The organism is Sporosarcina sp. FSL K6-6792 (assembly GCF_038004885.1).
Lineage (GTDB): Bacteria > Bacillota > Bacilli > Bacillales_A > Planococcaceae > Sporosarcina > Sporosarcina psychrophila.
Window position 1 is genome coordinate 212,406 of the sequence record NZ_JBBOSA010000001.1, and the last position, 26,357, is coordinate 238,762.

Genomic DNA, 26,357 nt, shown 5'->3' on the forward strand with positions numbered 1-26,357 from the left:
TCTTGGACATAAACCTGTAACAATCGAAGGGGGGAAGGGATTTGTTCAAATTAAAGGCAAATGGAAACGGTTTTTCTGTTTCCCGCTTGTTATGAAAGACATCCGTTTTGCGCTTGAAGATTACATGCACTTTTTACAAGTGGAGCGGCAGTTGTCAGGAAATACAATTATTTCATATAAGCGTGACCTTGCCGAATATCTAGACTATATGGAACAGGCGGGTTACGAATCATTGGATGATGTAGATCGTCCTGTTATAGTGGGGCATTTACATAAATTGAAAGAAGGCGGGAAATCGGCTAGGACCATATCTAGACATATTTCATCAATCCGTTCATTTCATCAATTCCTTCTTCGGGAAAAGATCACGACCCAGGATCCAACAGTCCATTTGGAACTACCGAAACTTGAGCAGAAATTACCACGTGTTTTATCAATGGAGGAAGTAGACAGACTAATCGAGGCGCCAGATCGTTCAAAGCCACAGGGCGTCAGAGATACTGCATTGCTTGAAATTTTGTATGGGACAGGTATGCGTGTAAGTGAACTGATTGGACTTAATATGGATGATATTCATCTCTCGATGGGGTTCGTCCGTGTATTCGGTAAAGGTGGGAAAGAAAGAATTATCCCTCTCGGGGGGAAATCAATTACGGCGTGTAAGCGTTATATCGAAGAAGCACGTCCAATTTTTATAGAAAAACAAAAAGGTGCCGAGGCATTATTTGTCAACATGAGGGGAACAAGACTTACGAGACAGGGTTGTTGGAAACTGTTGAATGGACATGCCCTAAAAGCGGGTATACAGAAAGAGTTGACGCCACATATATTGCGTCATACTTTTGCTACTCACCTCATCGAAAACGGGGCGGATCTGCGGGCAGTACAAGAAATGCTCGGACACGCCGATATTTCCACTACGCAAATTTATACACATGTCAGCCGTTCAAGGTTGAAAGAGGTCTATGTGAAATTCCATCCAAGAGCATAGAATTCTACAAGAAAGATTATTTTTAAGGAGGACTAACTTATGGGGAAACAACAATTCAAACGTATCCATCTAATCGTGCTCGACTCTGTGGGCATCGGAGAATCACCGGATGCTTCTGCATTCGGCGATGAAGGTGCTGATACGCTGGGACACATCGGGGAAGCAATGGGGGGCCTGCATATGCCGAACATGGGCAAACTAGGTCTTTCTAATATTAGTGAAATTAAAGGTATTCCAGTTGCAGAAGAACCACTTGCTTTTTACGGTAAAATGCAGGAAGCTTCTGTAGGGAAAGATACGATGACGGGGCATTGGGAGATCATGGGTCTTAACATTGACACGCCATTTAAAGTATATCCAAACGGCTTTCCACAGGAATTGATCGCGGAACTTGAACAAAGAATAGGACGTAAAGTGATCGGCAATAAACCGGCTAGTGGCACCGCAGTCATTGATGAATTTGGACAGGAACATATGGAGACGGGCGCAATTATTGTCTATACGTCTGCAGATCCTGTGCTACAAATCGCGGCGCACGAGGGGATCATCCCGATTGAAGAACAATACCGGATTTGTGAAATCGCACGTGAGTTGACATTGGAACCAGAATATTTAGTTGGTCGCGTCATTGCACGTCCATTTATTGGAGAACCGGGCAACTTTACACGAACAACAAATCGACATGATTATGCACTTAAACCATTTAATCGTACAGTGATGAATGAATTGGTGTCTGCGGATTATGATGTTATGGCGATTGGCAAAATTGCTGATATCTTTAACGGTGAAGGCATTACAGAATCCGTTCGCACTGTGAGTAATATGGACGGCGTCGACAAATTACTTGATGTTATGAAAAAAGATTTCAAGGGTCTCAGTTTCACGAATCTCGTTGATTTTGATGCGTTATTTGGACATCGGAGAGATCCGCTTGGTTACGGCAATGCACTACAAGAATTTGATGTCAGGTTGCCAGAAATTTTAGAATCACTGCGTGATGACGATCTACTTATTATTACAGCTGATCACGGTAATGATCCAACTTATCCTGGAACGGATCATACCCGTGAATATGTCCCACTCGTAGTCTACTCGCCTTCATTCAAAACTGGTGAGGAAATGCCACTGAACGAGACTTTCTCAGATATTGGTGCTACGATTGCGGAAAACTTTGAGGTGAAAATGCCTGAGTTTGGTAAGAGTTTCTTACGTTTATTAAAAGAAAAGGTGTGATGAAATTGTTCAGAATGGTAGATGTAATTGAGAAAAAACGAAACGGTGAAGTCCTTACAAAAGAAGAAATCACCTTTTTTGTGAACGGCTATACAGTTGGTTCGATTCCGGACTATCAAGCGAGTGCATTCCTTATGGCAATTTACTTTAAAGGGATGACTGCAGAAGAACAGGGATATTTGACGATGGCGATGGTCGAATCTGGAGATCAGATTGACTTATCCGCAATCGAAGGGATTAAAGTCGATAAGCATTCTACGGGCGGAGTTGGCGATACGACTACGTTAATTCTCGTCCCCCTTGTCGCGGCGTGTGGCGTTCCTGTCGCGAAAATGAGTGGTAGGGGTCTTGGTCATACAGGCGGGACACTCGACAAGCTGGGGGCTATAGAAGGGTTCCATATCGAATTGACAGAAGAGCAGTTCGTCAAGCAAGTGAATGATTTGAAATTAGCGGTCATCGGCCAAAGTGGCAACTTGACGCCTGCTGATAAAAAACTCTATTCATTGCGCGATGTGACAGCAACTGTTGACAGTATCCCGCTAATTGCCAGCTCAATTATGAGTAAGAAAATTGCGGCGGGTGCAGATGCGATTGTCCTTGATGTTAAAACGGGTGACGGTGCATTCATGAAGACAGAGGCAGACGCAAGAGCACTGGCTCATTCGATGGTGGCGATTGGTAAACAAGTCGGTAGAAATACGATGGCGGTTATTTCGGATATGAGCCAGCCGCTTGGGTTTGCAATTGGGAACTCGCTTGAAGTGATTGAAGCGGTTGAAACGCTAAAAGGGAATGGTCCTGAAGACTTGACGGAACTATGTCTAGTTCTTGGTAGCAAGATGATTGTTGCAGGCGAAAAAGCTACTTCAGTTGAGGAAGCTAGGGAAATGTTAAAAGCGGTCATTACTGACGGTTCAGCACTTGAACTGTTTGGTAAACTGATTGAAGCGCAAGGCGGAAATGGGGCAATCATTCATGATACATCTCTATTACCGACAGCGAAATATCAGATTGAAGTACCTGCACTTTCATCGGGTTATGTAACGAAGATGGAAGCGGATGACATTGGTGTTGCCGCTATGCTTCTTGGCGCGGGTAGAGCAACAAAAGATGATGAAATCGATCTTGCGGTAGGTATTGTGCTTACTAAAAAAATCGGAGATGCTGTGCAAGAGGGAGAACCACTTGCCATTATCCATTCGAATACTGAAGCTGTAGAACAATCCATGACACTGATCCAGAAACATATAACGATTGGAAAAGAAGCAGTGGAAAGCCCGCGCCTTATAGGCGACATGATTACGGGCTAAATAGTAGTTGAAAATAAAAGCTACCCTATCAACCGAATTTGGTTGGTAGGGTAGCTTTTTGAAATTAATCACACCCGCAGCCCGACCGAGCATATCCGAGCCAAATCAATCATACCTGCAGCCCACCCGATCATAATCGTCCCAAACCGATCATACCTGCAGCCAACCGAGCATATCCGGCCCAAACCGATCCTACCCGCAGCCAACCGAGCATATCCGATCCAAACCGATCCTACCCTCAGCCCGACCGAGCATATCGGAGCCCACCCGATCCTACCCTCAGCCCGACCGAGCATATCCGGCCCCACGCAATCAAACCCGCAGCCAACCGAGCATATCCGAGCCAAACCGATCATACCTTCAGCCCAACCGAGCATATCCGTCCCAAACCGATCATACCTGCAGCCAACCGAGCATATCCGTCCCAAACCGATCATAACCGTCCCAAACCGATCATACCCGCAGCCCGACCGAGCATATCGGAGCCAAACCGATCATACCTGCAGCCCAACCGAGCATATCGGAGCCAAACCGATCATACCCGCAACCCAACCGAGCATATCCGGCCCAAGCCAATCATACCCGCAGCCAACCGATCATAACCGTCCCAAACCGATCAAACCTGCAGCCAACCGAGCATATCCGAGCCCACCCGATCAAACCCACAGCCAACCGAGCATATCCGTCCCCACGCAATCAAACCCGCAGCCCACCCGAGCATATCTTCCCCCAAACATTTCTTTTTTTTATCGGATGTGTAAATCGTATGGAAGACGTACATACTTTCATCAGTAGTGGGCAATGTCGAAACATAAGAACTTTACGCTGACTGTGACTAGTTCTGTCAGGCGAAAGGGTTTCGGCCTCCAAATGTGGAATATTTCGCAGGAAGGAGGGGGTTCAGCATGGCTGACATCGAAATTATTGACAATGGGATTTTAATTGCAACACTGCAAGGGGAATTGGACAATCATGAGGCAAATCGAATCCGGTCCCACATTTCTTCATCTATTTATAGCGGACAAGTCCGAGCGATTATTTGGGATTTGTCGAGGCTTGGTTTCATGGATAGCGCAGGAATCGGGCTCATTCTTGGAAGGATGCGCGATTTAGCACCTGTGGAAGGGGAAACGCTCATTTTGAATCCGTCCACGACAATGGAGAAGATATTCACATTTTCCGGTCTTGGACCAAATATAAGACATAGTACGGTCGATTTAGCGATCGGTGAAATCGGAGGGGTATTACATGAACAATGAAATGACGTTATCATTCGTCGCAATTGAGGAAAACGAAGCACTGGCAAGGATGGCAATGACTTGTTTTATAACGCCGTTGGACCCGACTATTGAAGAAATTTCAGAATTTAAGACCATTGTGTCTGAAGCCGTGACGAATGCAATTATTCATGGCTACGAATGTGATGGGAAGAGTCTTGTCACAGTCCGCGCTGTGATTGAAGAAAACAAAGTTACAATGACGGTCCGCGATGAAGGAATGGGTATTTTTGACGTAGAACAGGCGATGGAACCGATGTTTACGACACGCCCCTTCATGGAGCGTTCAGGAATGGGATTTACGATAATGGAAAGCTTTGCCGACAGTTTGTCCGTCGAATCAGTATTGGGAAATGGAACAATCGTCAAGTTCGAGAAAACGTTTTCTCCGGTCCCGGAAGCAAGCAGAATGAGGTGACCCATGGACGCATCCGTTGAAGTGAAACCTGCATTGTTGACCCAAGAAAAGATGAGAGAACTCATTAAAGTTTCTCAAGAAGGTGATAAAGAAGCGAGAAGAATGATGGTGGAGGGAAATACGCGGCTTGTCTGGTCTATTGTCCAGCGGTTTGCTTCCCGTGGCGCAGATCCCGAGGATTTGTTCCAAATTGGTTGTATTGGGCTTATGAAATCAATTGATAAATTCGATTTGTCGTATGAAGTGAAATTTTCTACTTATGCGGTACCTATGATTGTCGGAGAAATTCAGCGTTTTCTAAGGGATGATGGAATGGTGAAAGTGAGTCGATCCATCCGTGAACTTAGTTTCAAAATCCGGCATGCAACTGATGATTATATTAAATTGCATGGAAAATCGCCATCGATTTCAGAGGTTGCAGCAGTCTTGGAGGTATCCGTCGACGATATTGTTCTCGCATCTGATGCTTTACGTGATCCTGCATCACTTCATGAACAGCTATATGAAAGCGAAGGGGATAGCTTAACGCTGATGGATCAGTTGCGAGATGATCGGTCTGAAAGAGTGTTCGACCATATCCCACTTCGGGATGTCATTTCTAAATTAAATAAACGAGATCAAACAATCATTTATATGCGTTACTATTTGGATTGCACGCAAAGTGATATTGCAGAAAGAATTGGCATATCACAAGTCCAGGTGTCACGGCTTGAAAAGAAAATTTTAGCCCAATTGAAATTATGGATGGGCGTTGATTCGGAAGAAATTATACTAAATGTGAGGACGGATTGAACTAATGGAAAAGCTATTCCAATCGGTGAATGAAGGGGAAGAGTGGTTCTATACCTGTTTCGGTAAAGACAAGACGTTCGATGCTACTGCCAGATCATTGCATCTTTGGGATATGCCTGCTCTGTTGCTTTATATTAATGGACTCATAGACAGTGAAACAATCACGACTTTATTGACTGAAATGCAAGGGGCTAGAGGAAAAGAGGACGAAAACCAGGAGGATGGAGGGGGACGATTCCTCTCCTTTTTCCCGTATCACGCCGTTTCCAATGTGAAAGATAGGGACGAATTACTTACTTCAATATTAAGTGGACAGGCAGCCTTCATCACGCCTGATGGCTATGTGTTTACCATTGATATTCGGTCTTATCCAGGCAGGCAACCTGAAGAGCCTGACAATGAAAAAGTCGTCAGAGGATCGAGAGACGGATTTACGGAGAATCTTATTCAAAATACCGCGCTAATTAGAAGGCGGCTTCGTACTGAGGATTTACGATTTGAAATGCATAAAGTGACGATGAATGGGAAAACAGATGTAACAATCACCTACATGCAAGGAGCAGCAAGTAAAGAACATCTTGATTATATTCGTGAAAGACTGGATGCTATTCACCATGATGGGCTGACAATGACGGATAAGTCGCTTGAAGAATTTTTGTTCAAACAGCGGTTTCATCCAATGCCTTTCGTTCGTTTTACAGAGCGTCCTGATATATGCGCGGCGCATTTATTGGAAGGGCATGTCGCTATCATCGTTGATACATCACCTTCTGTTATACTTGTTCCGGCTCCACTATTTCATCATTTACAACATGCTGAAGAATACCGTCAAGCCCCGCTTATTGGAACATTTGTCAGGATTATGCGTTTGTTTGCAGCTACCATGAGTCTTGTTCTTTTACCATTTTGGTACTTGCTCGCAACGAACCAACACTACTTACCCGATTTCCTCAGTTATATAGGACCGAAAGATATCGGGGAAATCCCATTACTTGTTCAGCTTCTTATCGCAGATGGCGGAATCGAAATACTTCGAATGGCGGCTATTCATACACCGACACCGATGTCGACCGCGATGGGGCTTGTTGCAGCGATTGTCATTGGACAAGTAGCGATAGACGTTGGTCTTTTCACCCCAGAAGTTGTTTTATATGTGGCGGTAAGTGCAATTTTCACATTCTCAATACCTTCTTACGAATTAAGTCTTACGACAAAAATCTTCAGGATTTGTATTCTGTTGTCGACTGCATTATTAGGAGCACCTGGATTTTTCTTGTCCATCACCGTACTTTTCTATTACTTATGTGCATTGAAGCCAATGGGGGTACCGTATTTGTGGCCCGCTGTACCATTTTTTCCAAAGGCAATGTTACGTGTTCTTATTAGGTTTCCAATGACTGCCGATGCACCTAGACCGTTTATAACGGATTCTCCTGATCGAGACCGTGTCTCTTAGATCATTGCCTCAACCCTTCTTTATATGATAAAATTTTAGTTATCTAATTCGAGAGGGGCAGGCAACATGCATTTATATGGAACACAATCAGTCAACGAACGTGGCCATCTGACAATTGGTGGCACAGATACGGTTGATCTCGCACATACTTATGGAACACCACTTAACGTCTATGATATTGCCTTGTTCCGTGAACGGGCAAGCGCCTTTAAGAAAACATTTGAATCGATGGGCATCCGTGCGCAAGTCGCTTATGCGAGTAAGGCATTTTCGTCTATTGCTATCTACGAAATCGCCGAACAGCAAGGACTTTCTCTAGATGTTGTTTCTGGAGGGGAATTGTTTACAGCGGTGTCTGCGGACTTCCCGCGTAATCGAATTCATTTCCACGGTAACAATAAAAGCTTTACCGAATTACAATATGCTTTTGATGAAAAAATAGGGTGTATTGTTATTGACAATTTTTCAGAAATCGAACTGGTTAAGGAAATCGCAGAATCTCGTAAAGAGTCTATGAACGTACTTATCCGTGTAACACCGGGAGTTGAAGCTTCCACACATGATTATATTACGACAGGCCAGGAAGATTCGAAGTTTGGTTTTGATTTGAAAAATGGCCAGACGGATGAGGCTTTCCTTCAGTTATACAATCATCCTTACATCAATTTGTTAGGTATGCATTGCCATATTGGTTCTCAAATATTCGAAACAGATGCTTTTCGTTTAGCGGCAGAGGTGCTTATGAATAAGATGGTCGCCTGGCGCGATAATTATGAATTCATCTGCACTGTTCTGAACTTGGGTGGTGGATTTGGTATTCGTTATACTGAAGAAGACAAACCGCTTGAACCGTCAGTATACGTCGAAGAAATGGCGACGGTTGTTCTTTCAATGACGCGGAGCCATAACTACCCATTGCCAGAAATTTGGATTGAACCCGGCAGATCGCTAGTCGGAGATGCAGGTACAACTCTGTATACTGCTGGCAGCTCAAAAGAAGTTCCTGGTATTCGGAAATATGTCGCAGTTGACGGTGGAATGTCGGATAATATTCGACCGGCATTGTACGGTGCAAAATATACTGCCGTTTCGGCAAATCGTATGAACGAACCTCACGTCGATAAAGTGACGATTGCAGGGAAATGTTGTGAATCCGGTGATAAGCTTATTGAAGAGGCTCAACTCGCTGATCCAACTGAAGGAGACATCATCGCTGTTTTCTGCACAGGTGCTTATGGCTACTCAATGGCTAGTAATTACAACCGTCTTCCAAAACCGGCAGTTGTATTCTGTGAAAATGGACAACATCAGCTTGTCGTCCGCAGGGAAACTTATGAAGATATTGTCAGATTAGACATTCCGTTGCAACTAGTAAGACGGGAGGAGAGGATTTGAGAAAACGCAACATCCTCCTTTTCATCTTCATTGTAGTTGCAGCTATTATGTGGGGAGCGGTATACTGGAAGTTCGTCATGCCAATCATTGATCCGCGATAAAGTGAAACTTCAATCAGTAGGGGGCTTTTCTTCCACTGATTGTTAGTTGCGGCCACAGGGATTATGTTCCGATTGATCTGGCTTTTCCGGAAGTGGGTCCTCCACTTAATGTGTTAAATCACTATATATATTGAACAAATGAATACCTATATAAACTGAGCGAAGGCGGCCTTTTAAGGGGGAGCAGAAGCCAAAAGAATGGCTGCGCAGCTGCCTGACTGATGGCGGAAGGAATCCCCTAGCGCCGCGGCGAATTCGATGGGATTTCTCTATGTCAATATATATAGGCCTTAAATGGGCTCTTACTGCCCATTACTGCGCGATAAAGGAAACTGCTTATCATTGGAAAACGTAGTTAGTTCTATCCAATGACCAAAGTGTTTTCAGAAAAGAAGGGATTCAATTGATACTTTTGCGTTATAAGAAAACGTACGAAAAAATTGCGATGGGGCTGCTTTCTTATATGCCCGGCGATAAAACCGTCAAGAAATTGCAGGAATGGATTCAACGATATGAAACAGATGATAGTTGGCAACTATATCTTTTGAAAAAAGATGAGGACTTCATCGGTTTGATAGGCATCGAATTAGGGGAAGAAGACTACACTTTACAGCATCTCTCTGTCAATCCATCTTTCCGTGGTGAAGGAATTGGTCAAGAAATGGTCATGAAGCTGCAAGCGCTCTTCCCTGATAAAACATGTATTGGAACTGAAGAAACTGATTTATTCATACAGAAATGTAAGCCTAAAGAAGAAGGTTCAGACTAATTAACGTCTGCCCTTCTTCTTTTCTTCGCGTTCCCGAAGAATATCACTACGGTCTCTGAGCATATGTTTATGAATGACAGCATCACTGCCGAATGGTAGAAGTGTCATAGATTGTTCCAACTTACTAGCCAGGTCAGTAACGTTAGCTGATAGGATAGTGATGGGGAACGATTCGAATGGCAGATCTTGCTCCAAACGGTTGACTGCTTTTGTAACATCGTAAACTAATTGGTCAAAATCAATTTCTTCCGTGTATTGAGGGTAGTTAGCAAGGAAAGTCGGAAACTTTGTCATTGCTTTGTTAAGTGTACGGGATGCTCCCGGCTCATTGCCTCTACGCCAATGATACATTCCTGTCGCAAGGAGGATATAGGCTGTCAACGGGTGATCTTTATCGCTGTCAGGAATAGACTTCCAATACTCCTCTAGTACTTCGTGGCATTCAAAATAGTCTTGATTGCCATTGAAATAAACAATAAAATTTACGAATAGCGGATGATGATACGGATGCATGTAATCAGCCCTTTCCATAGTCTGAAAGATAGGTAGGTGTCACGAATGACATATCAAGTAAAATTAGAGGCTTTTGAAGGGCCACTAGATCTATTATTGCATTTAATCAACCGACTTGAAATTGATATATATGATATCCCGATGGCGGAACTGACAGCGCAGTACATAGAACACCTCCAAGCGATGCGAGTACTGCAATTAGATGAGTTAAGTGAATACCTTGTCCTCGCTGCGACGCTGATTGAAATTAAGAGCAAAATGCTTCTACCAGTCCACGAAGGAGATGAGTTTGATGACGACTTTGATTTTGATATGGAAGACGATCCACGTGACGAGTTAGTTGCGCGCCTGATTGAATACAAAAAATATAAAGAGGCAGCAATTAGTCTGAAAGAGTCTGCAGATGAGCGATCCGGTCATTTTACCAAACCACCCGAAGATCTTACGGAGTTTGGTGAAATTGTGGCGAGTGAATCAGATGAAAGTTTGAACGTTTTCGATTTAATTGGCGCATTTCAAAAGATGCTTAACAGAAAACGTTTGAAGGCACCTATGATAGCAAGTATATCTAAGACGGAAGTTTCTATCAGTGAAAAGATGGATGAAATTATGGCAATACTAGAAAAGGGCGGCGGGAAATGTGATTTCTACTCCTTATTCGACAAAGGTGAAACAACAGATCTTGTCGTAACTTTTTTATCGTTGCTTGAATTGATGAAACGGCGGGACATCATTGTCAATCAGGAAGGTAATTTTGACGATTTGACAGTATCGTACCGACGGGAGGATGAGTGAAATGGAATTTAAAGACCGTTTGCCTGGGATGATCGAAAGTTTTTTATTCATAGTAGGGGATGAAGGGTTAACGATTAAACAGTTAACATCTCTAGCTGAGCGTAAAGAATCAGAGGTTACTGAGGCAATTGACTGGCTACGTGTGAGTTATGAAGAGCGCAAAGAGAGCGGCATTATGCTGAAGCAGTTTGGAGGGGCATATCGTCTTGTGACGAAAGCTGACTTCGCGGAAGATATAAAACGGTTGTTGGAAAATCCATCTCCGAAATCTATGACCCAGGCATCACTTGAAGTATTGGCAATTATCGCATATAGGCAACCTGTGACACGTGTTGAAATTGACGATCTTCGGGGTGTTAAATCCGAGGGACCTATCAATACGCTAATTGCTAAGGGACTCATAATGGAAAAAGGTCGATCGGAAGGAAGTGGACGAGCGATTCTCTTTGGCACAACAGACTTGTTCCTGGACCGTTTCGGTTTGGCATCACTAAATGGATTGCCACCCCTTTCGCAGGAAGAAGAAGGCGAAACAGTTGAAACAGACTTGTTCATGACAAAGTTCCAAGAAGCGTTTGCGATGGAAAATGACGGAGGAGGAAGCATTTCTTGAAACGGGCGATAATCGTTGTCCTATTTTTCACGTTACTTGTTGGCGGAGGTTTGAAAGAAGTCGCTGCGTCCGGCCAAGCATGGGCCGTTATTGACGCTGATACAGGCAGATTGTTGGAAGGTCATAATGAAAACGTTAGACTGCCGATAGCCAGTCTAACAAAAATCTGGACGGCGTTTACGTTCCTTGAAAGTGTTACAGAGCCCGGAGACGTCATAATTTCGCCACAAGCTGCTTCGGCCGAAGGTTCGTCCCTTTATTTACCGCAAGGGATGAAGATTGAAGCAGATGCCCTGCTAACCGGTCTAATGCTACGGTCAGGCAACGATGCAGCGCGTGCGTTAGCAGAACACGCGGGTGGTTCAATGGACGGATTTGTGGACCTGATGAACGACAAGGCACTGTTGTATGGATTGAATGATACTGTCTTTTCGAATCCTTCAGGTCTGCATGATGAACGTCACTTGTCTACTGCATACGAGACAGCGCTCATGCTACATTATGCTATGGGAAATGAACAGTTTCGTACTATTGCTACCACAAAGAATTTTAGCTATCAGGGGAAGGATCAAGCCTATAGCTGGCGTAACAAACACCGCCTCCTACATTCCGAATCGACTGCGATTGCAGGAAAGACTGGTTTTACAAAAGCCGCGGGCAGAACGCTTGCAACTTATTTCGAGAAAGACGGCAAAAACATCATCGTTGTCACTCTGAACGATGGTGACGATTGGAATACACATAGAAGTTTGGCCAATAGCGTGTTTTCCTCATTCAAGTTGGTGACTGTTGCTAAAAAAGGGGTATATGATATTCTTCCCGGTGTAGAAGCAGAACTGGCCAAGCCAATCCGTTTGTTATTGAAAAAAGGGGAGAAATCGCAACTATCAAATGTTATAATTATCCCTCGTGGAAAAAATGAAAAAAGTACAGGGCATTGGACCGTGTCACTCAGTAATGAGCCACTTATTACGACGGAAGTACTTATAAAACAATGAACTTGTTACCAGTGGCAAAAAACACAGCAAACTTCAAGCGAATATTAATCGAAAATATGCAATTGTGACGGTTTGGGGAAGACTGACGCCATATAGGTCAGTCTTCTTTTCATTTGCTACAAAGTGTGACATAATTTTTTCAAAGGTAAGAAAGTATAAGTTTCTTGACATGGACCAGTGTCTAGACTTCAGGCGCCAGCCGCTTTTCTTACAGAATGAAGATGGGGTGACTTAATGGAAAGATTACAGAAAGTGTTGGCACAAGCAGGTGTGGCATCACGTAGAAAATCAGAAACACTAATTGTTGCAGGAAAAGTGAAGGTGAACGGTGTCGTCGTAACAGAGCTTGGAACAAAGGTATCTAGTTCGGATCGTGTAGAAGTTGAAGGCGTTCAGCTTGTTAAAGAGACTTACGTCTACTTCTTATTATATAAACCAAGAGGAATTATTTCGACAGTGGATGACGAGAAAGGCAGGAAGACGGTGTTAGACCTATTCCCGCAAATCGAACAACGGATTTTTCCGGTTGGACGACTTGACTATGATACATCCGGTGTTATTATCATGACGAATGATGGCGATTTCTCTTACTTAATGACGCATCCGAAATTCGGTATTAAGAAAAAGTATATTGCAAAAGTAAAAGGAATCCCTAGTCGTGAAGCGCTGCGCAAACTTGAGACTGGAATTGACCTAGAAGACGGCAAAACTGCCCCTGCACATATAAAAATGCAGTCAGTAGATAAAAAAACTGAAACTGCGCTTATTGAGATTACGATCCATGAAGGAAGAAATCGTCAAGTACGCCGTATGTTCGATGCAATTGGATGTCCGGTCCAAAAACTTCGCAGGGAATCATTTGGTAACGTAACAACTCACGGAATGAATGCTGGAGAAGCTCGGGAATTAACAAAACATGAAGTGAAACAGCTACGTGTACTCGCGGAAACAGGTAAAATAGGCTGATTGTGAGTCAATTGCGCCTCGATTTAATTGCGTCTAAATTTTGAATTGCGCTTGTGGCCGCAGGACGCGGCGAACTCAGGTTATCTTCCCAAACTCCTTTCAAAATTTGTGACATCCGCCTGGGGCTTGCCGTAATCAGCATGAGACTTCTGCTGATTACGGCAATTGTTCACAATCCCTTCAATTATGATGCGTTTATACAAAGGTCTATTTGTTATAATTAAAGGCAGAACTTATTTATTGTAAGGAGGCATTACGTATGGCTAAGGCGGATCAAAAGAAAACACGTCTTATTATAAGGACAATCGTCCTGTTAATCCTCGTCTCGGCAGTTGTCTATACAATCGCTTCAAAAGATAAAGTGAAGGTATTAGCAGTTGGAGATAAAGCACCCGATTTTGAGCTTGTCGATTTGGAAGGTAACAAACAACGACTTTCTGATTATAAAGGTGAGGGAGTTTTCTTGAATTTTTGGGGAACTTGGTGTCCCCCTTGTAAAAAAGAAATGCCCTATATTGAAAGACAACACAAAGCTTTTGAGGGAAAAGGCGTCCATGTATTGAGCGTTAACATCGCGGAATCACGGTTGAAAGTTGAGACGTTCAGGGACCAGTATGGAATGACATTCCCAATTGTGATTGATAAAGGTAAGAGTGTCATGGGGGTCTATAATGTCGGGATACTTCCGGCGACATACCTCATTAATAAAGATGGCAGAATAGAACAAATCATAACCAGGGAAATGACTGAAAATGAGATTGTTACATTCATGGAAAGCATTCAACCCTAATAAGGAGTAAATCCAAAATGAGCAAAATCAAATGCCAGTGCGGTCATGATAATCCATTTGGCACAGTGCTTTGTGAGCGATGTGGTAGACCGCAAACTGAAGAAGCGAAAGAAAGCAAACTTGTCGACATGCGTTACGAAGGTGCGGCAAGAAGATCGCAGACATATAAACGGTCGATCATCGATAAAATATGGAATTTCTTTTCGAGTGTGAAAATTGGAATTAGTATTATCGTTGCCGTTCTCGCGACAGCTGCGATAGGCACTATTTTTCCACAGAAACTGTATGTAGCCGCGTCAACTGAGGCGGAGTATGCAGCTTACTACGAACGGCTTTATGGATTGGCAGGCACGATTTATTACAAACTTGGTTTTCATGACATGTATAATAGCTGGTGGTTCATCACGTTGGTCGGGATGCTTGGAACTTCCATCATTATTGCCAGTGTCGACCGAGTTATACCGCTTTATAAATCATTGAAAAGGCAACGTACAAAACGCCATCCTTCATTCATGAAAAAACAACGAGTCTATGGTGAAGGACCGTCGGAAGACCCAGAAGCTGCACTTCTAAAAGCTGAGGGGAAATTGAAGGAACTTCGTTACAATGTGAAAATTGAAGACGGAGCTTTGCTTGCAGAGAAAAATCGTTTTTCAAGATGGGGTCCGTACGTCAATCATTTAGGACTTATCATTTTTCTATTTGGTATTCTACTGCGCGGTATCCCTGGGTTTTATGTTGATGAAACAATGTGGATTCGCGAAGGGGAAACACGCTCTATTCCAGGTGCAGAAGGTTATTATTTGGAAAGCAAAAATTTCATTATGGAAAACTACACGAAAGAGGAAGCTGATGAGGTATTCGGCGATGCGCTTGAACGTGTCGGCATGATTGCGAAAAACTATCAGACGGATGTCGCTCTATATCAGACACCTGAAGGCGGTCTTCCAGGATCTGATGAAATGGACTTCGTTAAAGAATACTCTATCATTGTTAATAAGCCATTGAAATTTGATGGATTCAACGTTTTCCAAATGGATTTTCGTTTAGATGAATTAAAATCGATGACATTCCAATTAACTGAAAAAGCTACGGAATCTTCACTTGGGGAGTTTACAGTCGATCTTACTAATCCGGAACGTGAATATGAACTTGATAATGGCGCGCGCGTTATTTTGAGCGATTATTATCCGGATTATGACGGGATTGAAGACGGAGAACCGAAATCGAAATCTCCAGTACCGAATAATCCAGCATTCATCTTTAAAATGGTGACCCCAGCCAAGCCGGACGGCGAGATGAGTTTCGTCGCCATCAAACAAACGCTTGAAACGGAAGTCAACGATTATAAGGTGAAATTCGTTAGTGCAGAAACCCGTGATATATCTGGGCTGACAGTACGCAAAGATAAAACATTATATCTCCTTTTACTAGGAGGAATTATCTTTATGATTGGTGTTTCGCAAGGATCTTACTGGAATCATCGACGAATCTGGATTCAAAAAGGACCTAATGGCGAGCTACTAGTTGCAGGACATACAAATAAAAACTGGTTCTCCTTGAAAAAAGAGTTAGATCAAGTGAAAGACGTTGCTAATTTACCGTCCTATGAAGACAGACAGGACAAGGAATCTATCTTGCGAGATAAGGAAGTGGACAAAGTATAATGGGACTTGCATCGTTAAGCGCTAACTTGCTGTTAGTTTCATTTATCGCTTACCTCGTCGCGACGCTATTTTTTGGCGGCGCGGTGAAAGGCGCTAAATCTGAAGCATCTTATAAAAATAACCGTTGGGGAAAAATTGCGATTACCATCACGGTCATCGGATTCATTACCCATGTAGGTTACTTCATCACACGCTGGATTGCATCAGGTCACGCACCAGTAAGTAATATGTTCGAATTTACGACTGCCTTTGGTATGATGCTCGTTGGGGCATTCATTCTTCTATATTACTTATATAGAACACCATCACTCGGCTTGTTTGCTTTGCCGATTGCGATTATTATTATCGGCTATGCAAGTATGTTCCCGAAGGAAATTACACCACTTATTCCAGCACTGAAAAGTTACTGGTTGACAGTTCATGTAATTACAGCTGCACTTGGTGAATCGATCCTCGCGATTAGTGCCGTAGCTGGGTTAATCTATTTATTGAAGAATATCGATTTGACGAAAAAGTCGAAACAGCGGTTCTGGCTAGAGGCGGTTATTTTCACGCTTATCTTAGTAGTCGGTTTCGTATTATCTTCGTCAACGTTTAAATTGACTGGCTATGAAGCACATTTCACTTATATTGATAAAAATGAACAAGCTGCTAAAATTGAGTACAATTATCCACCACTTTTCGGTATGTCTGGCTATGAATCGCTAACACCGGACGCGATGACGCCTTGGGCTGAAATGCCACCAATCGTCAATGCGAAGACACTGACGACGTTCGTCTGGTCAATCGCAAGCGGAATCATTCTCTACTTGATTCTTAGACTCATTTTCCGTCGTCCAATTGCGGCATTGTTGCAGCCATTCGCTAAAAAAGCGAATTCGCAACTAATGGATGAAATTGGATACCGTGCGGTTATGATTGGTTTCCCTATCTTTACACTAGGTGCTCTCATTTTCGCAATGATCTGGGCTCACGAAGCGTGGTCAAGGTTCTGGGGATGGGATCCAAAAGAAGTATGGGCCCTTATCACATGGTTATTCTATGCTGCATTCCTTCACGTGCGTTTATCACGCGGTTGGGATGGCGAAAAATCGGCATGGCTTGCGGTTATCGGTTTCGTCATCATTATGTTTAACTTGATTGCCGTGAATTTGATCATCGCAGGGTTGCATTCATACGCTTAATCGAAAACTGCCTAGTAGTTAGCTAACTACTAGGCAGTTTTTTTGTTTTATAAGTGGAAATAAAAAATCCCTTCAAATCTACTTCGGTGCTTAGTTTATGCTATACATTGGCTTAACATATATAAAGGGGAATTATAAGATTCGGTAATGTCAATGTGTTGTAACTTCTAGGTTTCAAGTCAAGTGCTTGGGGCCATTTATGATCGGTTGGTAAGGGTATATGGTTGGTGTGTGTCGATTATGATCGGTTGGCAAGGTTATATGCTCGGTGTGCGTCGTTTATGATCGGTTGGTAAGGGTATATGCTTGGTGTGTATCGATTATGATCGGTAGTCAAGGGTATATGCTCGTTCGTACGCCGTTTATGATCGGTTGCAAGGTTATATGCTCGTTCATGTGGGGTTTATGATCGGTTGGCAAGGTTATATGCTCGGTGTGCGTCGATTATGGTCGGTTGGCGAAAGTATATGCTTGGTTGTGTGTTCACTTTTGATCTAACTAGACACCGGTTCGCCATTTTGAAGTTGCGCTTAAGAACGTCGCTACGGCTTTTCTGTTTCTTTTTTGCACAACGACTTGTACAATGAAGATAGTAGCTAGTTGAAAGGGGTAATCATTTATGGAAGAAAAAGTGACGTTGTTAGTAGTAGACGACGAGGAAAGAATCCGTCGTCTGTTAAATATGTATCTTACTCGTGAAGGGTATGAAGTCGAAGAGGCTGTCGATGGCGCGGATGCACTCGAAAAAGCGCTTGTGAATAACTATGATTGTATTTTACTCGATTTAATGATGCCTGAAAAAGATGGATTAGAAGTGCTAGAAGAACTGAGAGAAAAGAAAATTATGACGCCTGTCATGATGCTGACGGCAAAAGGCGAAGAGTCAGACAGAGTAACTGGTTTTGAGTCTGGAGCTGATGATTACATAGTGAAGCCTTTTAGTCCGCGTGAAGTTGTTCTGCGGGTTAAAGCAATTCTTAGAAGGTCTGTTACGTTCCCAGGTGCCGCTTCATCATCTACATCGAAGGACTTGGTCGTCTTCCCTCAATTAACGATAGATCACGATGCACACCGGGTTACAGCTGAAGGAGAAGAAGTCGGGCTGACGCCGAAAGAGTACGAATTGCTCTATTTTCTTGCGAAGTCGCCTGACAAAGTATTCGACAGAGAGCAGCTGTTAAAAGAAGTGTGGCATTATGAATTTTTCGGAGATCTTCGTACAGTAGATACGCATGTCAAACGGCTACGTGAAAAGCTAAGCCGCGTTTCTGAACAAGCAGCAAAAATGATTGTTACTGTTTGGGGAGTCGGTTACAAGTTCGAGATTCCTAATGAATAGAATATGGAATTCAATTGTCGGGAAGCTATGGGCAACCATATTGCTTCTCGTTTCTTTTGTATTATTTATTGTTACGGCCTTGCTCCTTGAATTCCTAGATGACTTCCATACACAACAGGCTGAGGAATCATTGCGAAGGGAAGCAACAACGATCGGGAAAATTGTTAATGATCACGAAAGTCAAACTTCGATGAACTTGATTATTGATGACATTCTTGACGACGAAACGAATGCGATGATTGTCGATACCAATGGGGAAGTTACGCATTCATTTCATAAAGGATTGAACAAGGATAGAATAGAAAATAAAGTGCTCTATGAATCCATGTTTTACGCCGCTGAAAAGAATAATAAACAAGTTGTAAAAGAGATGATTTTACCTTCGATTAATGAAGAGAATGTCATGGAACAATACCTTGTTCTATCCTATCCACTTGAAAAAGGAGAGCAACTCGGTAGCTCAGTTATCATTTATCAAAGCCTTGAAGCCGTCCATAGGACAACAGAAAGTACTACACGTATCGTATTCTTATCAGCATTTATTGCCTTTATTTTAACAACATTTTTTGCCTTTTTCCTGTCAACAAGAATTACTTCGCCTTTACGTGGATTGAGGCAGGCGGCATTTGAATTATCGAAAGGGAATTTCGATACAAGATTGCCTGTAATGCAAAATGATGAAATTGGCCAGCTTGCAACTGCATTCAATCAGATGGGTAGACAGCTTAAATACCACGTTGAACTTATTAATCAGGATAAAGAGCAGCTTTCAAGCATCCTTACATCGATGACTGATGCAGTCATTACATTTAATCGAGATTATACAATCCTGCTAAGTAATCCACAAGCTGAACAGTTATTGCAGAATTGGTATTTTAAAAATGGCGCACAAGAGGGTAACCATCATATCCCACCGGCGATTTTTCATATGCTTGAACATGTTATTACGTTCGCTGAGGAAGTTGACGATGAATTAGAATTAGGTGGACAGTTTTATGGAATCTCTATTAGCCCGTTGTATAGCGGAAATAGTATTCGTGGGGCAGTTGCTGTATTACGTGATATGACAGATCAGCATAAGCTTGAGAAACTTAGATCCGACTTCATAGCAAACGTATCTCATGAACTTCGGACACCGATATCTATGTTGCAGGGGTATAGTGAAGCCATTATTGATGGAGTTATAACAAGTGATGAAGAGCGCGACGAAATGGTACAGATCATACACGATGAATCGAAAAGGATGGGCCGACTTGTGACGGATCTTCTCGATCTCGCAAGGATGGAATCAGGACATATGCGACTTTACAAAGACGATCTATCGATGATTCCTTTTCTCGACCGGATAGTCAATAAATTCATGCAAGTTGCGCGTGAAGCAAATGTCGATTTGACTTTCGAATTCTTGGAAGATACAGTACTCATTTCAAATGTAGATGAAGACCGTATGGAGCAAGTATTGACGAATTTAATAGACAATGCAATCCGCCATACACCTGATGGGGGAAGTGTTAAACTCGGAATACAAAAACAAGTTGATATGATTGAAATAACAGTGACGGATACAGGTGTTGGAATTCCGCAAGAGGATTTACCGTATATCTTCGAACGATTTTACAAAGCGGATAAAGCGAGAACTAGAGGAAAAGGCGGAACAGGTCTTGGTCTCGCCATCGCCAAAAGTATTATCGACTCACATGGTGGCAAAATCGCTGCAACAAAAGGTGACACTGAAGGAACAATTTTCAGTTGTATATTGCCTTTAAAAAAGATGTAACTTAATAGCTTGAAATACGACTAATTGATAGAACGGGGGAATTTCATGGACGACTCCGTTTTCCATCGGCTTTACGAACAGTACCATCAGGATGTGTTCAAGTTTCTTATCTATTTGACGAGAGACCGTGACCATGCTGAGGACCTCATGCATGAAGTCTATGTGAGGGTACTGCGTGCTTACGCCGGTTTTGAGGGGAAAAGTTCCGAGAAGACATGGCTCTTTTCAATTGCTAAAAATGTAGCAATCGACCATTTCAGGAAAAATACAGTTCGTAAAAAGCATCTGTTCGATAAGTTCGACTGGGAAAAGAGCGAACTCGTATCGACAGGTATCCTGCCGGAAGAAATCGTATCACTCAGTGAAGAGATGCAAGAGCTGCTGCAAGCACTTAATACATGTACTGGTGATCAGAAAATGGTTATCATCATGCGCTATTTCCAAGATCTTTCCATAGCTGAAACAGCTGAAATTCTTAGCTGGACAGAAGGCAAAGTGAAGACAACACAACATAGGGCGATCAAAGCATTACAAAAGAAATTGAATGCTCTTCCGACAGAAGGGGGGAAACTAGATGACCCACAAAGATTGGAACGACAACAAGATTGAAAAACTCCTCGGTGATGTGCCTGACATATCAGATAATCGTCCAATGTCGGAAATACTGGCACGGCTGAAGCAAGATGAACGGCTGAATACGCCTCACCGTAAAAAATCAAAGAAATGGATGCCAGCACTTGTCGCTGTTGCTGCTTTGCTTGTTATCGGCCTGTTGGTTCCTTCTATGTTTGGTGAAAATGAATTATCAATGAAGGACCAAAGTACCGACAATAAAATGATGCAAAGTGAGGACGCCGAACCTTCTGCAAGAGGTGCGAGTTTGGAAAATGAATCGAGTACGGATGAAGAAGCGGAAATGGGCACAATGGATGGATTTTCCACTAAGATGGCATCTGAAACAGGGAAGACACACCATTTTGCTGTCTACTCCGAAGACGTTACCGATAGTACACTATTCCATTTAGGTCTTGCAGGTGATCAAGCTTTAAGCATTGCCGTTACATTTATCATTCCGAACAGTCAAATCAAGGAGGATATTGGTTTCTTGGAGCCAACGAGTTATGATTTGTACAAAAAATATGCGGATCGTCTCGATGAAAGTGCGCTAGGTTTTCAAGAGTATCATCCTTATAAAGGCGACATAGCTGCAGATGATCATGTAATTATCCACCGACTACCGCAAGGTCATGGTTATGACATAGGTTCGGGATCGATGGAAGTCTATCTCGACTCTTTACAAGATACGTTTTACGGTTATCAGGAGGTCCGATTTGAGAACGAGGATGGAACTGCTACCATGTTCTCTGAAGTAGGTCAACCGAGCACACCGTTGATTTTGAAAAGTGGTCGTAATCATTTGAATTACTATATGTTTGAACAACAAGATGGACAGCAGTTTCTTACTTCGAACTTTTCACAACAGCAGCCATCGTTGAACGAGGCATTACAGCAGATGAAAGTGAAGCCGAATGATGTTTTCAAGCCAGTCATTCCAAGTACTTTAAATTTTGAAGTAAAGGCAGATGACAAATTGACGACCATCAAATTCACACAACCGCTGGATTTGGACGCGATGGAGCCGGAAAAAGCGATGCAAATGGTTGAGGGCATGCTCCTGACAGCAGCTGAATTTGGTGAACAGCTTCAATTCGAAAATGTCGTTCAAGAAGAATGGAACGGTTTTAACTTCAGCCAGCCTTTACCGGTACCGGTTGGATCTAATCCACTACCACTTATATTGAAGTAAATAGAAAGACCTTTGTAAACAGCCTTGTTTACAAAGGTCTTTTTTTTGTATACAATAAGGTTGTAACAAAATATTGATTCATCTTCGGGGCAGGGTGTAATTCCCGACCGGCGGTAAAGGAAAGTCACTTTCCAAGCCCGCGAGCTTAACAGCTGATACCGGTGTAATTCCGGAGCCGACAGTATAGTCTGGATGGGAGAAGGTGAAGGTGCGGCCATCTTTTTGTGTTGTCTACAAAAAGAGGTGCTTATTTAAATGTGGGTTAAAAGAGAAAGAAACAATCTCTTTTCTACTCTCTATTTGAGTATACCTTTCAAATCCCTCGAGCTTATTTGCTTTTGGGATTTTTTGTCGACATAAACAAGATGGAACGGCCTTTCCTCTTTTGAAGTGAATCGCAAAAGGAGAGAGGAACAAATGAATAACAAAAAGTTGCGAAAGATGATTCTCATCGCGATGTTAGGGAGTATTGCAACTGTTTTGATGCAGTTTAACTTCCCATTACCTGCACTACCTGGATTCCTGAAAATTGATTTCAGTGAGATTCCAGCGGTTTTGGCAATAATGACGATGGGACCTGTAGCAGGTATTGCGGTCGAACTGCTCAAAAATATTATGCACTGGTTCATGTCAGGTAGCCCGACAGGTGTTCCTGTTGGTGAAATTGCAAACTTTGCAACAGGCGTGCTTTTCATAATGCCGATTTATTTTATCTTTAATAAATTTAAAACATCTATTGGTCTAGCGGGAGGCCTCATTGCTGGAACTGTCTCGATGGCTATTGGCATGAGTGTCTTGAATTACCTACTGTTTTTACCAATGTATACGTATTTCATGAATTTCCCAGCCATGGCAGGGAATGAGTTAGCTACTTTTATTGTTTTAGGAGTTCTACCATTTAACTTGATCAAGGGAATTATGCTAATGATTATTTCCATGCTGCTTTTCAAGAGTATGAAAAAATGGATTGCACAACAGCGTACCCAATTAACTTCATAATATAAAAGAAAGGTCGTCCCGGAAAATACCGGGACGACCTTTCTACGTTCGATTTATCTAGCTTCGTGACAATGGTCTCTCAGCCAATTGGTAGAGCCACTCACGAGTCTTTAACACTATTGTAGAGTAACGTCTGTCTGGAAGCCCGCACGACAAGTTGTCGTAGTTTTAAAGCGACTTCTGTTATCGACGGCGATTGCCTAGTTAATCTTCGTATTTAAGTGCATCGCCATCAAATGGTGCGTCGGCGGTTTTGATAGAATCGGTTGGACAGCCATCGAAAGCGTCTTCTAGGTCTTCCATCAGTTCTTCTGGAACTTCAGCTGTTCCCATGTTATCATCGAGGATAACATAAGCAATTCCTTCATCATCATAATCGTATATATCCGGGGCAGCAGCTCCACACGCACCACACGCTATACATGTATCCTGATCAACGATTGTATATTTAGGCATAGTCTTTCTCTCCTCTTTTCTCCGTACAAACAATTTACTTCACCTTTCATTCTAATGATGTTGACAAGAGTTTTCAACAAAAAACATTTGTTAATCGGAGGAATTCAAAATGAAACTATCTTCAATACTATTAACCATCATAGGCAGAATAGACGGTGAACGAACAATCTATGCGGGACTTCACCTATTACGTGGCAAACGATCGGGACAAACACTGCAAGATGTTGAATACTACGGTTTGAAGGAATTCTTTGGTATTGTACCAAAACTGACAGCTGAACGATTCGATGAGGCAGCTAAACAGTTAAGTGATAGGGGTTTCATCTCAACAATGGATGATTCTTTCGTCAAACTGACGGAGCAAGGTCGCGTGGAAGTTGGCAAATTACCGTCCTACCGATTTAACGGCTGGGATTATAGAGGGAGAGAAATGATTTTTTTCGGAAGGTTATCGCTTGTTGTGCAGACGGTTTCGAATTTCAAAGCAAAGGAAAAATCGTTTATGCCCGCTCAAAAAGACCGTGATATTCAAACTTTTGTTAAAATGCTACTACATAATCAGCGAATCAGTGATCCAGTATTTGCTAAAGGCGTCAGCGAAGAAATTCGGCTATGTATTACTCGAAGTGAAATGGATGAAAGACAAAAAACAATTATCACTCATCGCTTAAGTGGTTTCGGACTGACAGGCTGGACATGGGATCAGTTAGCAGATAATTTGAAACTAAATCCATTCGATATCCGTCTACTATTTATAGAAGGTCTACATATGATGCTTGCTGTCATTATTCTGTCTCCTGATTTGCCTTTTTTGCGAAAAATAGCTGAAAGCGTCAAGGTTTCGACATATTTGACGGATTCCTCTGTAAAAACGAAGCAACTTTTTGATCGTGGCTTTTCTCTTGAAGAAATTGCGATGGCGCGCAACTTGAAACAGAGTACAATTGAAGATCATTTTGTAGAAATGTCTATTAATGATACAGAATTTCCGCTAACACAGTTTGTTTCTGAGGAAGATGCAGAAGCAGTAGCTGGAAAAGTGAAGGAAATTGGAACCCGTAGACTTCGCTTGCTGAAATCTGAATTCGAAACGCTTTCCTATTTTCAACTTCGTCTCATCTTAGGTGCGCGGACGGGAGGGGGCAACTAATGGCTATTCACAAATTATTAAAAGAGAGATTCGGTTTTGATCAATTCAGGGCAGGCCAAGAAGATGTCATTCGAGATGTGATTGCGGGTAAGGACACGATTGCAATTTTACCTACAGGTATAGGGAAGTCACTTTGCTACCAATTACCTGCCTATGTACTTGAAGGTACTGTCTTAATCGTTTCACCACTCGTTGCGTTGATGGAAGACCAGGTGGCAATCATGAAAAGGAACGGTGAAAAAAGGGTTGTTGCGTTAAACTCATTTCTTTCTTATTCTGAGAAAAACAGGATAATGGAGGAATTAGGCCGCTATAAGTTCATTTTCATATCACCTGAAATGTTGTTGCAAAAAAATGTGACTGCTCATTTACGTAACATTCAGTTGTCGTTAATTGTTGTTGATGAGGCTCATTGTATTTCTCAATGGGGATTTGATTTTAGACCAGAATATTTGCGGCTAGGAGAATTTTTTGAAGGATTGAATCGACCAGGTATTTTGGCTCTTACCGCAACGGCCGATGATAAAGTAAAGGCTGATATTTGCAGGTATCTGCAACTTCAAATGCCTGCAATTCATCAACATTCGTTGGACCGCCCTAATATTTCTTATTCAATTGTCAAAGTTGATAATGGGATGATGAAAACGGATTGGATTAAGAACCGTATCGTAACGACGGCGGGTCCTGGAATCATTTATGTGGCATCGCGAAAGCGGGCTGATGAACTATCTCAGCTTCTTCAGCTGGAGGGTGTTTCTGTGGCATCTTATCACGCCGGCAAAGAGCAAGAAGATCGAGCGTTCATTCAGGAACAATTTATCACTGGTGAAATTAGCTGGATATGTGCTACAAATGCGTTTGGAATGGGTATACATAAAGACGATATCCGTCAAGTGATCCATGAACATGTACCTCAAGCTATCGCAAGTTACATTCAGGAAGTGGGGCGTGCGGGACGTGATGGTGATTTAGCGGCAGCGACGTTACTTTTTTCGTCCGATGACGAAGGAAGAACGCGTTTCATTATCCAAGACGATCTCCCTCAAGAATGGGAAATCAAGCACTATAAAAGTCTTCTCATAGAGAATTATCCGCCTGCTGAAGCAGCTGAACTGGCACGGATTAGCGAAACAGGAAAACGTGTCATAGACTACTACATCGAACGGATGCCGATTGAAGATGTCATTATTCGTATGTCTGAATTGATACGTGAAAAAGAAGAGCAACTACAGACGATGCTTCGATTAGTTCATTCTGAAAGATGTATTCGGGAAGAGATTTTAGGTTTTTTCGGCGAGGCATGTGGAATGAAACCGAAGTTTTGCTGTTCGGTTTGTGGAACAGCGGATGGTCTAAAGCTTGATGTACAAAAAACAATCGTGTTGGATAAACGAATGGTGGATTGGGAGGAAAGGTTGACGGGGCTTCTTGGATAACAAATCTGTTGTCCATTTAACTTCATTCTGAAGAACTATGCCTGATGACTCGTGGAACAAGGAAAGTTGCAGTTCAATCGCCCCTCTGAGTAACCAATATCCTGTTGGTGCAAATACAGCAA

At 42.6% G+C, this 26,357-nt stretch carries 25 protein-coding genes and 1 riboswitch; of the genes, 23 read left to right on the plus strand and 2 right to left on the minus strand.

Annotation, left to right across the window (positions count from 1 at the left end; genetic code table 11):
- The first annotated feature begins 91 nt into the window (after positions 1 to 91).
- The 9 genes from xerD to MKZ26_RS00960 all read left to right on the plus strand — a co-directional run bounded on the left by xerD (position 92) and on the right by MKZ26_RS00960 (position 9,745).
- Positions 92 to 991: a site-specific tyrosine recombinase XerD gene (gene xerD / locus MKZ26_RS00920; protein WP_340763884.1), complete on the plus strand. Its 900-nt coding sequence runs from the start codon at positions 92 to 94 to the stop codon at positions 989 to 991.
- A 39-nt stretch (positions 992 to 1,030) separates the two neighbouring features.
- Positions 1,031 to 2,224 (plus strand): phosphopentomutase, encoded by a 1,194-nt coding sequence (gene deoB, locus MKZ26_RS00925; protein ID WP_340763886.1) that lies wholly within the window; start codon positions 1,031 to 1,033, stop codon positions 2,222 to 2,224.
- On the plus strand, positions 2,224 to 3,537 hold the full coding sequence (locus MKZ26_RS00930; protein ID WP_445683393.1) for a pyrimidine-nucleoside phosphorylase: 1,314 nt from the start codon (positions 2,224 to 2,226) through the stop codon (positions 3,535 to 3,537). The genes deoB and MKZ26_RS00930 overlap by 1 nt, the downstream gene beginning before the upstream one ends.
- A 905-nt stretch (positions 3,538 to 4,442) precedes the next feature.
- On the plus strand, positions 4,443 to 4,796 hold the full coding sequence (locus MKZ26_RS00935; protein WP_067210483.1) for an anti-sigma factor antagonist: 354 nt from the start codon (positions 4,443 to 4,445) through the stop codon (positions 4,794 to 4,796).
- On the plus strand, positions 4,786 to 5,232 hold the full coding sequence (gene spoIIAB / locus MKZ26_RS00940; protein WP_067210481.1) for an anti-sigma F factor: 447 nt from the start codon (positions 4,786 to 4,788) through the stop codon (positions 5,230 to 5,232). Before MKZ26_RS00935 ends, spoIIAB begins: the two co-directional genes overlap by 11 nt.
- Before the next feature lie 3 nt (positions 5,233 to 5,235).
- Positions 5,236 to 6,024 carry a SigF/SigG family RNA polymerase sporulation sigma factor gene (locus tag MKZ26_RS00945; protein WP_067210478.1) on the plus strand — a complete coding sequence of 263 codons (789 nt, stop codon included), beginning with the start codon at positions 5,236 to 5,238 and terminating at the stop codon, positions 6,022 to 6,024.
- Positions 6,025 to 6,028: 4 nt separating this feature from the next.
- Positions 6,029 to 7,480, plus strand: a complete 1,452-nt coding sequence (locus MKZ26_RS00950; protein ID WP_340763888.1) for a spore germination protein — start codon at positions 6,029 to 6,031, stop codon at positions 7,478 to 7,480.
- 66 nt (positions 7,481 to 7,546) lie between these two features.
- On the plus strand, positions 7,547 to 8,875 hold the full coding sequence (lysA, locus tag MKZ26_RS00955; protein ID WP_338656323.1) for a diaminopimelate decarboxylase: 1,329 nt from the start codon (positions 7,547 to 7,549) through the stop codon (positions 8,873 to 8,875).
- 504 nt (positions 8,876 to 9,379) lie between these two features.
- On the plus strand, positions 9,380 to 9,745 hold the full coding sequence (locus MKZ26_RS00960; protein ID WP_335339500.1) for a GNAT family N-acetyltransferase: 366 nt from the start codon (positions 9,380 to 9,382) through the stop codon (positions 9,743 to 9,745).
- Here the strand turns inward: MKZ26_RS00960 and MKZ26_RS00965 are convergent, their stop codons facing one another.
- On the minus strand, positions 9,746 to 10,258 hold the full coding sequence (locus tag MKZ26_RS00965; RefSeq protein ID WP_340763890.1) for a DUF309 domain-containing protein: 513 nt from the start codon (positions 10,256 to 10,258) through the stop codon (positions 9,746 to 9,748).
- Positions 10,259 to 10,303: 45 nt separating this feature from the next.
- Here MKZ26_RS00965 and MKZ26_RS00970 point away from each other — a divergent pair, with 45 nt between their 5' ends.
- From MKZ26_RS00970 to MKZ26_RS01025, 12 genes are all read left to right on the plus strand, one after another.
- Positions 10,304 to 11,053 carry a segregation/condensation protein A gene (locus MKZ26_RS00970; protein WP_187045150.1) on the plus strand — a complete coding sequence of 250 codons (750 nt, stop codon included), beginning with the start codon at positions 10,304 to 10,306 and terminating at the stop codon, positions 11,051 to 11,053.
- Position 11,054: 1 nt separating this feature from the next.
- Positions 11,055 to 11,666, plus strand: coding sequence for an SMC-Scp complex subunit ScpB (scpB, locus tag MKZ26_RS00975; protein ID WP_340763893.1), 612 nt, complete (start codon positions 11,055 to 11,057; stop codon positions 11,664 to 11,666).
- Positions 11,663 to 12,664, plus strand: a complete 1,002-nt coding sequence (locus MKZ26_RS00980; protein WP_340763895.1) for a D-alanyl-D-alanine carboxypeptidase family protein — start codon at positions 11,663 to 11,665, stop codon at positions 12,662 to 12,664. The genes scpB and MKZ26_RS00980 overlap by 4 nt, the downstream gene beginning before the upstream one ends.
- Before the next feature lie 234 nt (positions 12,665 to 12,898).
- A complete protein-coding gene (locus MKZ26_RS00985; RefSeq protein ID WP_067210459.1) occupies positions 12,899 to 13,630 on the plus strand; it encodes a pseudouridine synthase in 732 nt (243 codons plus the stop codon).
- 259 nt (positions 13,631 to 13,889) lie between these two features.
- Positions 13,890 to 14,420 carry a thiol-disulfide oxidoreductase ResA gene (resA, locus tag MKZ26_RS00990; protein WP_340763897.1) on the plus strand — a complete coding sequence of 177 codons (531 nt, stop codon included), beginning with the start codon at positions 13,890 to 13,892 and terminating at the stop codon, positions 14,418 to 14,420.
- Between the two features lie 17 nt (positions 14,421 to 14,437).
- The gene (gene resB / locus MKZ26_RS00995; RefSeq protein ID WP_340763899.1) at positions 14,438 to 16,087 is read left to right on the plus strand and encodes a cytochrome c biogenesis protein ResB; all 1,650 of its coding nucleotides are present in this window, start codon (positions 14,438 to 14,440) and stop codon (positions 16,085 to 16,087) included.
- On the plus strand, positions 16,087 to 17,271 hold the full coding sequence (ccsB, locus tag MKZ26_RS01000) for a c-type cytochrome biogenesis protein CcsB (RefSeq protein WP_067210451.1): 1,185 nt from the start codon (positions 16,087 to 16,089) through the stop codon (positions 17,269 to 17,271). Before resB ends, ccsB begins: the two co-directional genes overlap by 1 nt.
- A gap of 619 nt (positions 17,272 to 17,890) precedes the next feature.
- Entirely contained in the window at positions 17,891 to 18,610 is a 720-nt protein-coding gene (locus MKZ26_RS01005; RefSeq protein ID WP_067210448.1) for a response regulator transcription factor, read from the plus strand.
- On the plus strand, positions 18,603 to 20,387 hold the full coding sequence (locus tag MKZ26_RS01010) for an ATP-binding protein (RefSeq protein WP_340763900.1): 1,785 nt from the start codon (positions 18,603 to 18,605) through the stop codon (positions 20,385 to 20,387). Before MKZ26_RS01005 ends, MKZ26_RS01010 begins: the two co-directional genes overlap by 8 nt.
- Positions 20,388 to 20,432: 45 nt before the next feature.
- A complete protein-coding gene (gene sigX / locus MKZ26_RS01015) occupies positions 20,433 to 20,996 on the plus strand; it encodes an RNA polymerase sigma factor SigX (RefSeq protein ID WP_340763902.1) in 564 nt (187 codons plus the stop codon).
- A complete protein-coding gene (locus tag MKZ26_RS01020) occupies positions 20,962 to 22,194 on the plus strand; it encodes a hypothetical protein (RefSeq protein ID WP_340763904.1) in 1,233 nt (410 codons plus the stop codon). Before sigX ends, MKZ26_RS01020 begins: the two co-directional genes overlap by 35 nt.
- Before the next feature lie 76 nt (positions 22,195 to 22,270).
- A riboswitch (FMN riboswitch) is annotated at positions 22,271 to 22,402 on the plus strand.
- 209 nt (positions 22,403 to 22,611) lie between these two features.
- A complete protein-coding gene (locus MKZ26_RS01025; protein ID WP_067210434.1) occupies positions 22,612 to 23,193 on the plus strand; it encodes an ECF transporter S component in 582 nt (193 codons plus the stop codon).
- Positions 23,194 to 23,397: 204 nt separating this feature from the next.
- Here the strand turns inward: MKZ26_RS01025 and MKZ26_RS01030 are convergent, their stop codons facing one another.
- On the minus strand, positions 23,398 to 23,649 hold the full coding sequence (locus MKZ26_RS01030) for a ferredoxin (protein WP_067210431.1): 252 nt from the start codon (positions 23,647 to 23,649) through the stop codon (positions 23,398 to 23,400).
- A 109-nt stretch (positions 23,650 to 23,758) separates the two neighbouring features.
- Between MKZ26_RS01030 and MKZ26_RS01035 the strand changes: the two genes are divergently transcribed.
- Both MKZ26_RS01035 and MKZ26_RS01040 read left to right on the plus strand, forming a co-directional pair.
- A complete protein-coding gene (locus MKZ26_RS01035; protein WP_067210428.1) occupies positions 23,759 to 24,799 on the plus strand; it encodes a helix-turn-helix domain-containing protein in 1,041 nt (346 codons plus the stop codon).
- Positions 24,799 to 26,235, plus strand: coding sequence for a RecQ family ATP-dependent DNA helicase (locus MKZ26_RS01040; RefSeq protein ID WP_340763907.1), 1,437 nt, complete (start codon positions 24,799 to 24,801; stop codon positions 26,233 to 26,235). Before MKZ26_RS01035 ends, MKZ26_RS01040 begins: the two co-directional genes overlap by 1 nt.
- Positions 26,236 to 26,357: the final 122 nt, after the last annotated feature.

What these genes read in the sequence shown, in the direction of transcription:
- MKZ26_RS00950 (WP_340763888.1), top strand. Translation starts at nt 6,029, where the DNA reads ATGGAAAAGCTATTCCAATCGGTGAATGAAGGGGAAGAGTGGTTCTAT.
- MKZ26_RS01025 (WP_067210434.1), top strand. Translation starts at nt 22,612, where the DNA reads ATGAATAACAAAAAGTTGCGAAAGATGATTCTCATCGCGATGTTAGGG.
- MKZ26_RS01005 (WP_067210448.1), top strand. Translation starts at nt 17,891, where the DNA reads ATGGAAGAAAAAGTGACGTTGTTAGTAGTAGACGACGAGGAAAGAATC.
- lysA (WP_338656323.1), top strand. Translation starts at nt 7,547, where the DNA reads ATGCATTTATATGGAACACAATCAGTCAACGAACGTGGCCATCTGACA.
- resB (WP_340763899.1), top strand. Translation starts at nt 14,438, where the DNA reads ATGAGCAAAATCAAATGCCAGTGCGGTCATGATAATCCATTTGGCACA.
- deoB (WP_340763886.1), top strand. Translation starts at nt 1,031, where the DNA reads ATGGGGAAACAACAATTCAAACGTATCCATCTAATCGTGCTCGACTCT.
- MKZ26_RS01010 (WP_340763900.1), top strand. Translation starts at nt 18,603, where the DNA reads ATGAATAGAATATGGAATTCAATTGTCGGGAAGCTATGGGCAACCATA.
- xerD (WP_340763884.1), top strand. Translation starts at nt 92, where the DNA reads ATGAAAGACATCCGTTTTGCGCTTGAAGATTACATGCACTTTTTACAA.
- MKZ26_RS00945 (WP_067210478.1), top strand. Translation starts at nt 5,236, where the DNA reads ATGGACGCATCCGTTGAAGTGAAACCTGCATTGTTGACCCAAGAAAAG.
- MKZ26_RS00970 (WP_187045150.1), top strand. Translation starts at nt 10,304, where the DNA reads ATGACATATCAAGTAAAATTAGAGGCTTTTGAAGGGCCACTAGATCTA.
- MKZ26_RS00985 (WP_067210459.1), top strand. Translation starts at nt 12,899, where the DNA reads ATGGAAAGATTACAGAAAGTGTTGGCACAAGCAGGTGTGGCATCACGT.
- MKZ26_RS01035 (WP_067210428.1), top strand. Translation starts at nt 23,759, where the DNA reads ATGAAACTATCTTCAATACTATTAACCATCATAGGCAGAATAGACGGT.
- MKZ26_RS01040 (WP_340763907.1), top strand. Translation starts at nt 24,799, where the DNA reads ATGGCTATTCACAAATTATTAAAAGAGAGATTCGGTTTTGATCAATTC.
- sigX (WP_340763902.1), top strand. Translation starts at nt 20,433, where the DNA reads ATGGACGACTCCGTTTTCCATCGGCTTTACGAACAGTACCATCAGGAT.
- MKZ26_RS01020 (WP_340763904.1), top strand. Translation starts at nt 20,962, where the DNA reads ATGACCCACAAAGATTGGAACGACAACAAGATTGAAAAACTCCTCGGT.
- MKZ26_RS00935 (WP_067210483.1), top strand. Translation starts at nt 4,443, where the DNA reads ATGGCTGACATCGAAATTATTGACAATGGGATTTTAATTGCAACACTG.
- ccsB (WP_067210451.1), top strand. Translation starts at nt 16,087, where the DNA reads ATGGGACTTGCATCGTTAAGCGCTAACTTGCTGTTAGTTTCATTTATC.
- resA (WP_340763897.1), top strand. Translation starts at nt 13,890, where the DNA reads ATGGCTAAGGCGGATCAAAAGAAAACACGTCTTATTATAAGGACAATC.
- MKZ26_RS01030 (WP_067210431.1), bottom strand. Translation starts at nt 23,649, where the DNA reads ATGCCTAAATATACAATCGTTGATCAGGATACATGTATAGCGTGTGGT.
- scpB (WP_340763893.1), top strand. Translation starts at nt 11,055, where the DNA reads ATGGAATTTAAAGACCGTTTGCCTGGGATGATCGAAAGTTTTTTATTC.
- MKZ26_RS00965 (WP_340763890.1), bottom strand. Translation starts at nt 10,258, where the DNA reads ATGCATCCGTATCATCATCCGCTATTCGTAAATTTTATTGTTTATTTC.
- MKZ26_RS00930 (WP_445683393.1), top strand. Translation starts at nt 2,224, where the DNA reads ATGAAATTGTTCAGAATGGTAGATGTAATTGAGAAAAAACGAAACGGT.
- spoIIAB (WP_067210481.1), top strand. Translation starts at nt 4,786, where the DNA reads ATGAACAATGAAATGACGTTATCATTCGTCGCAATTGAGGAAAACGAA.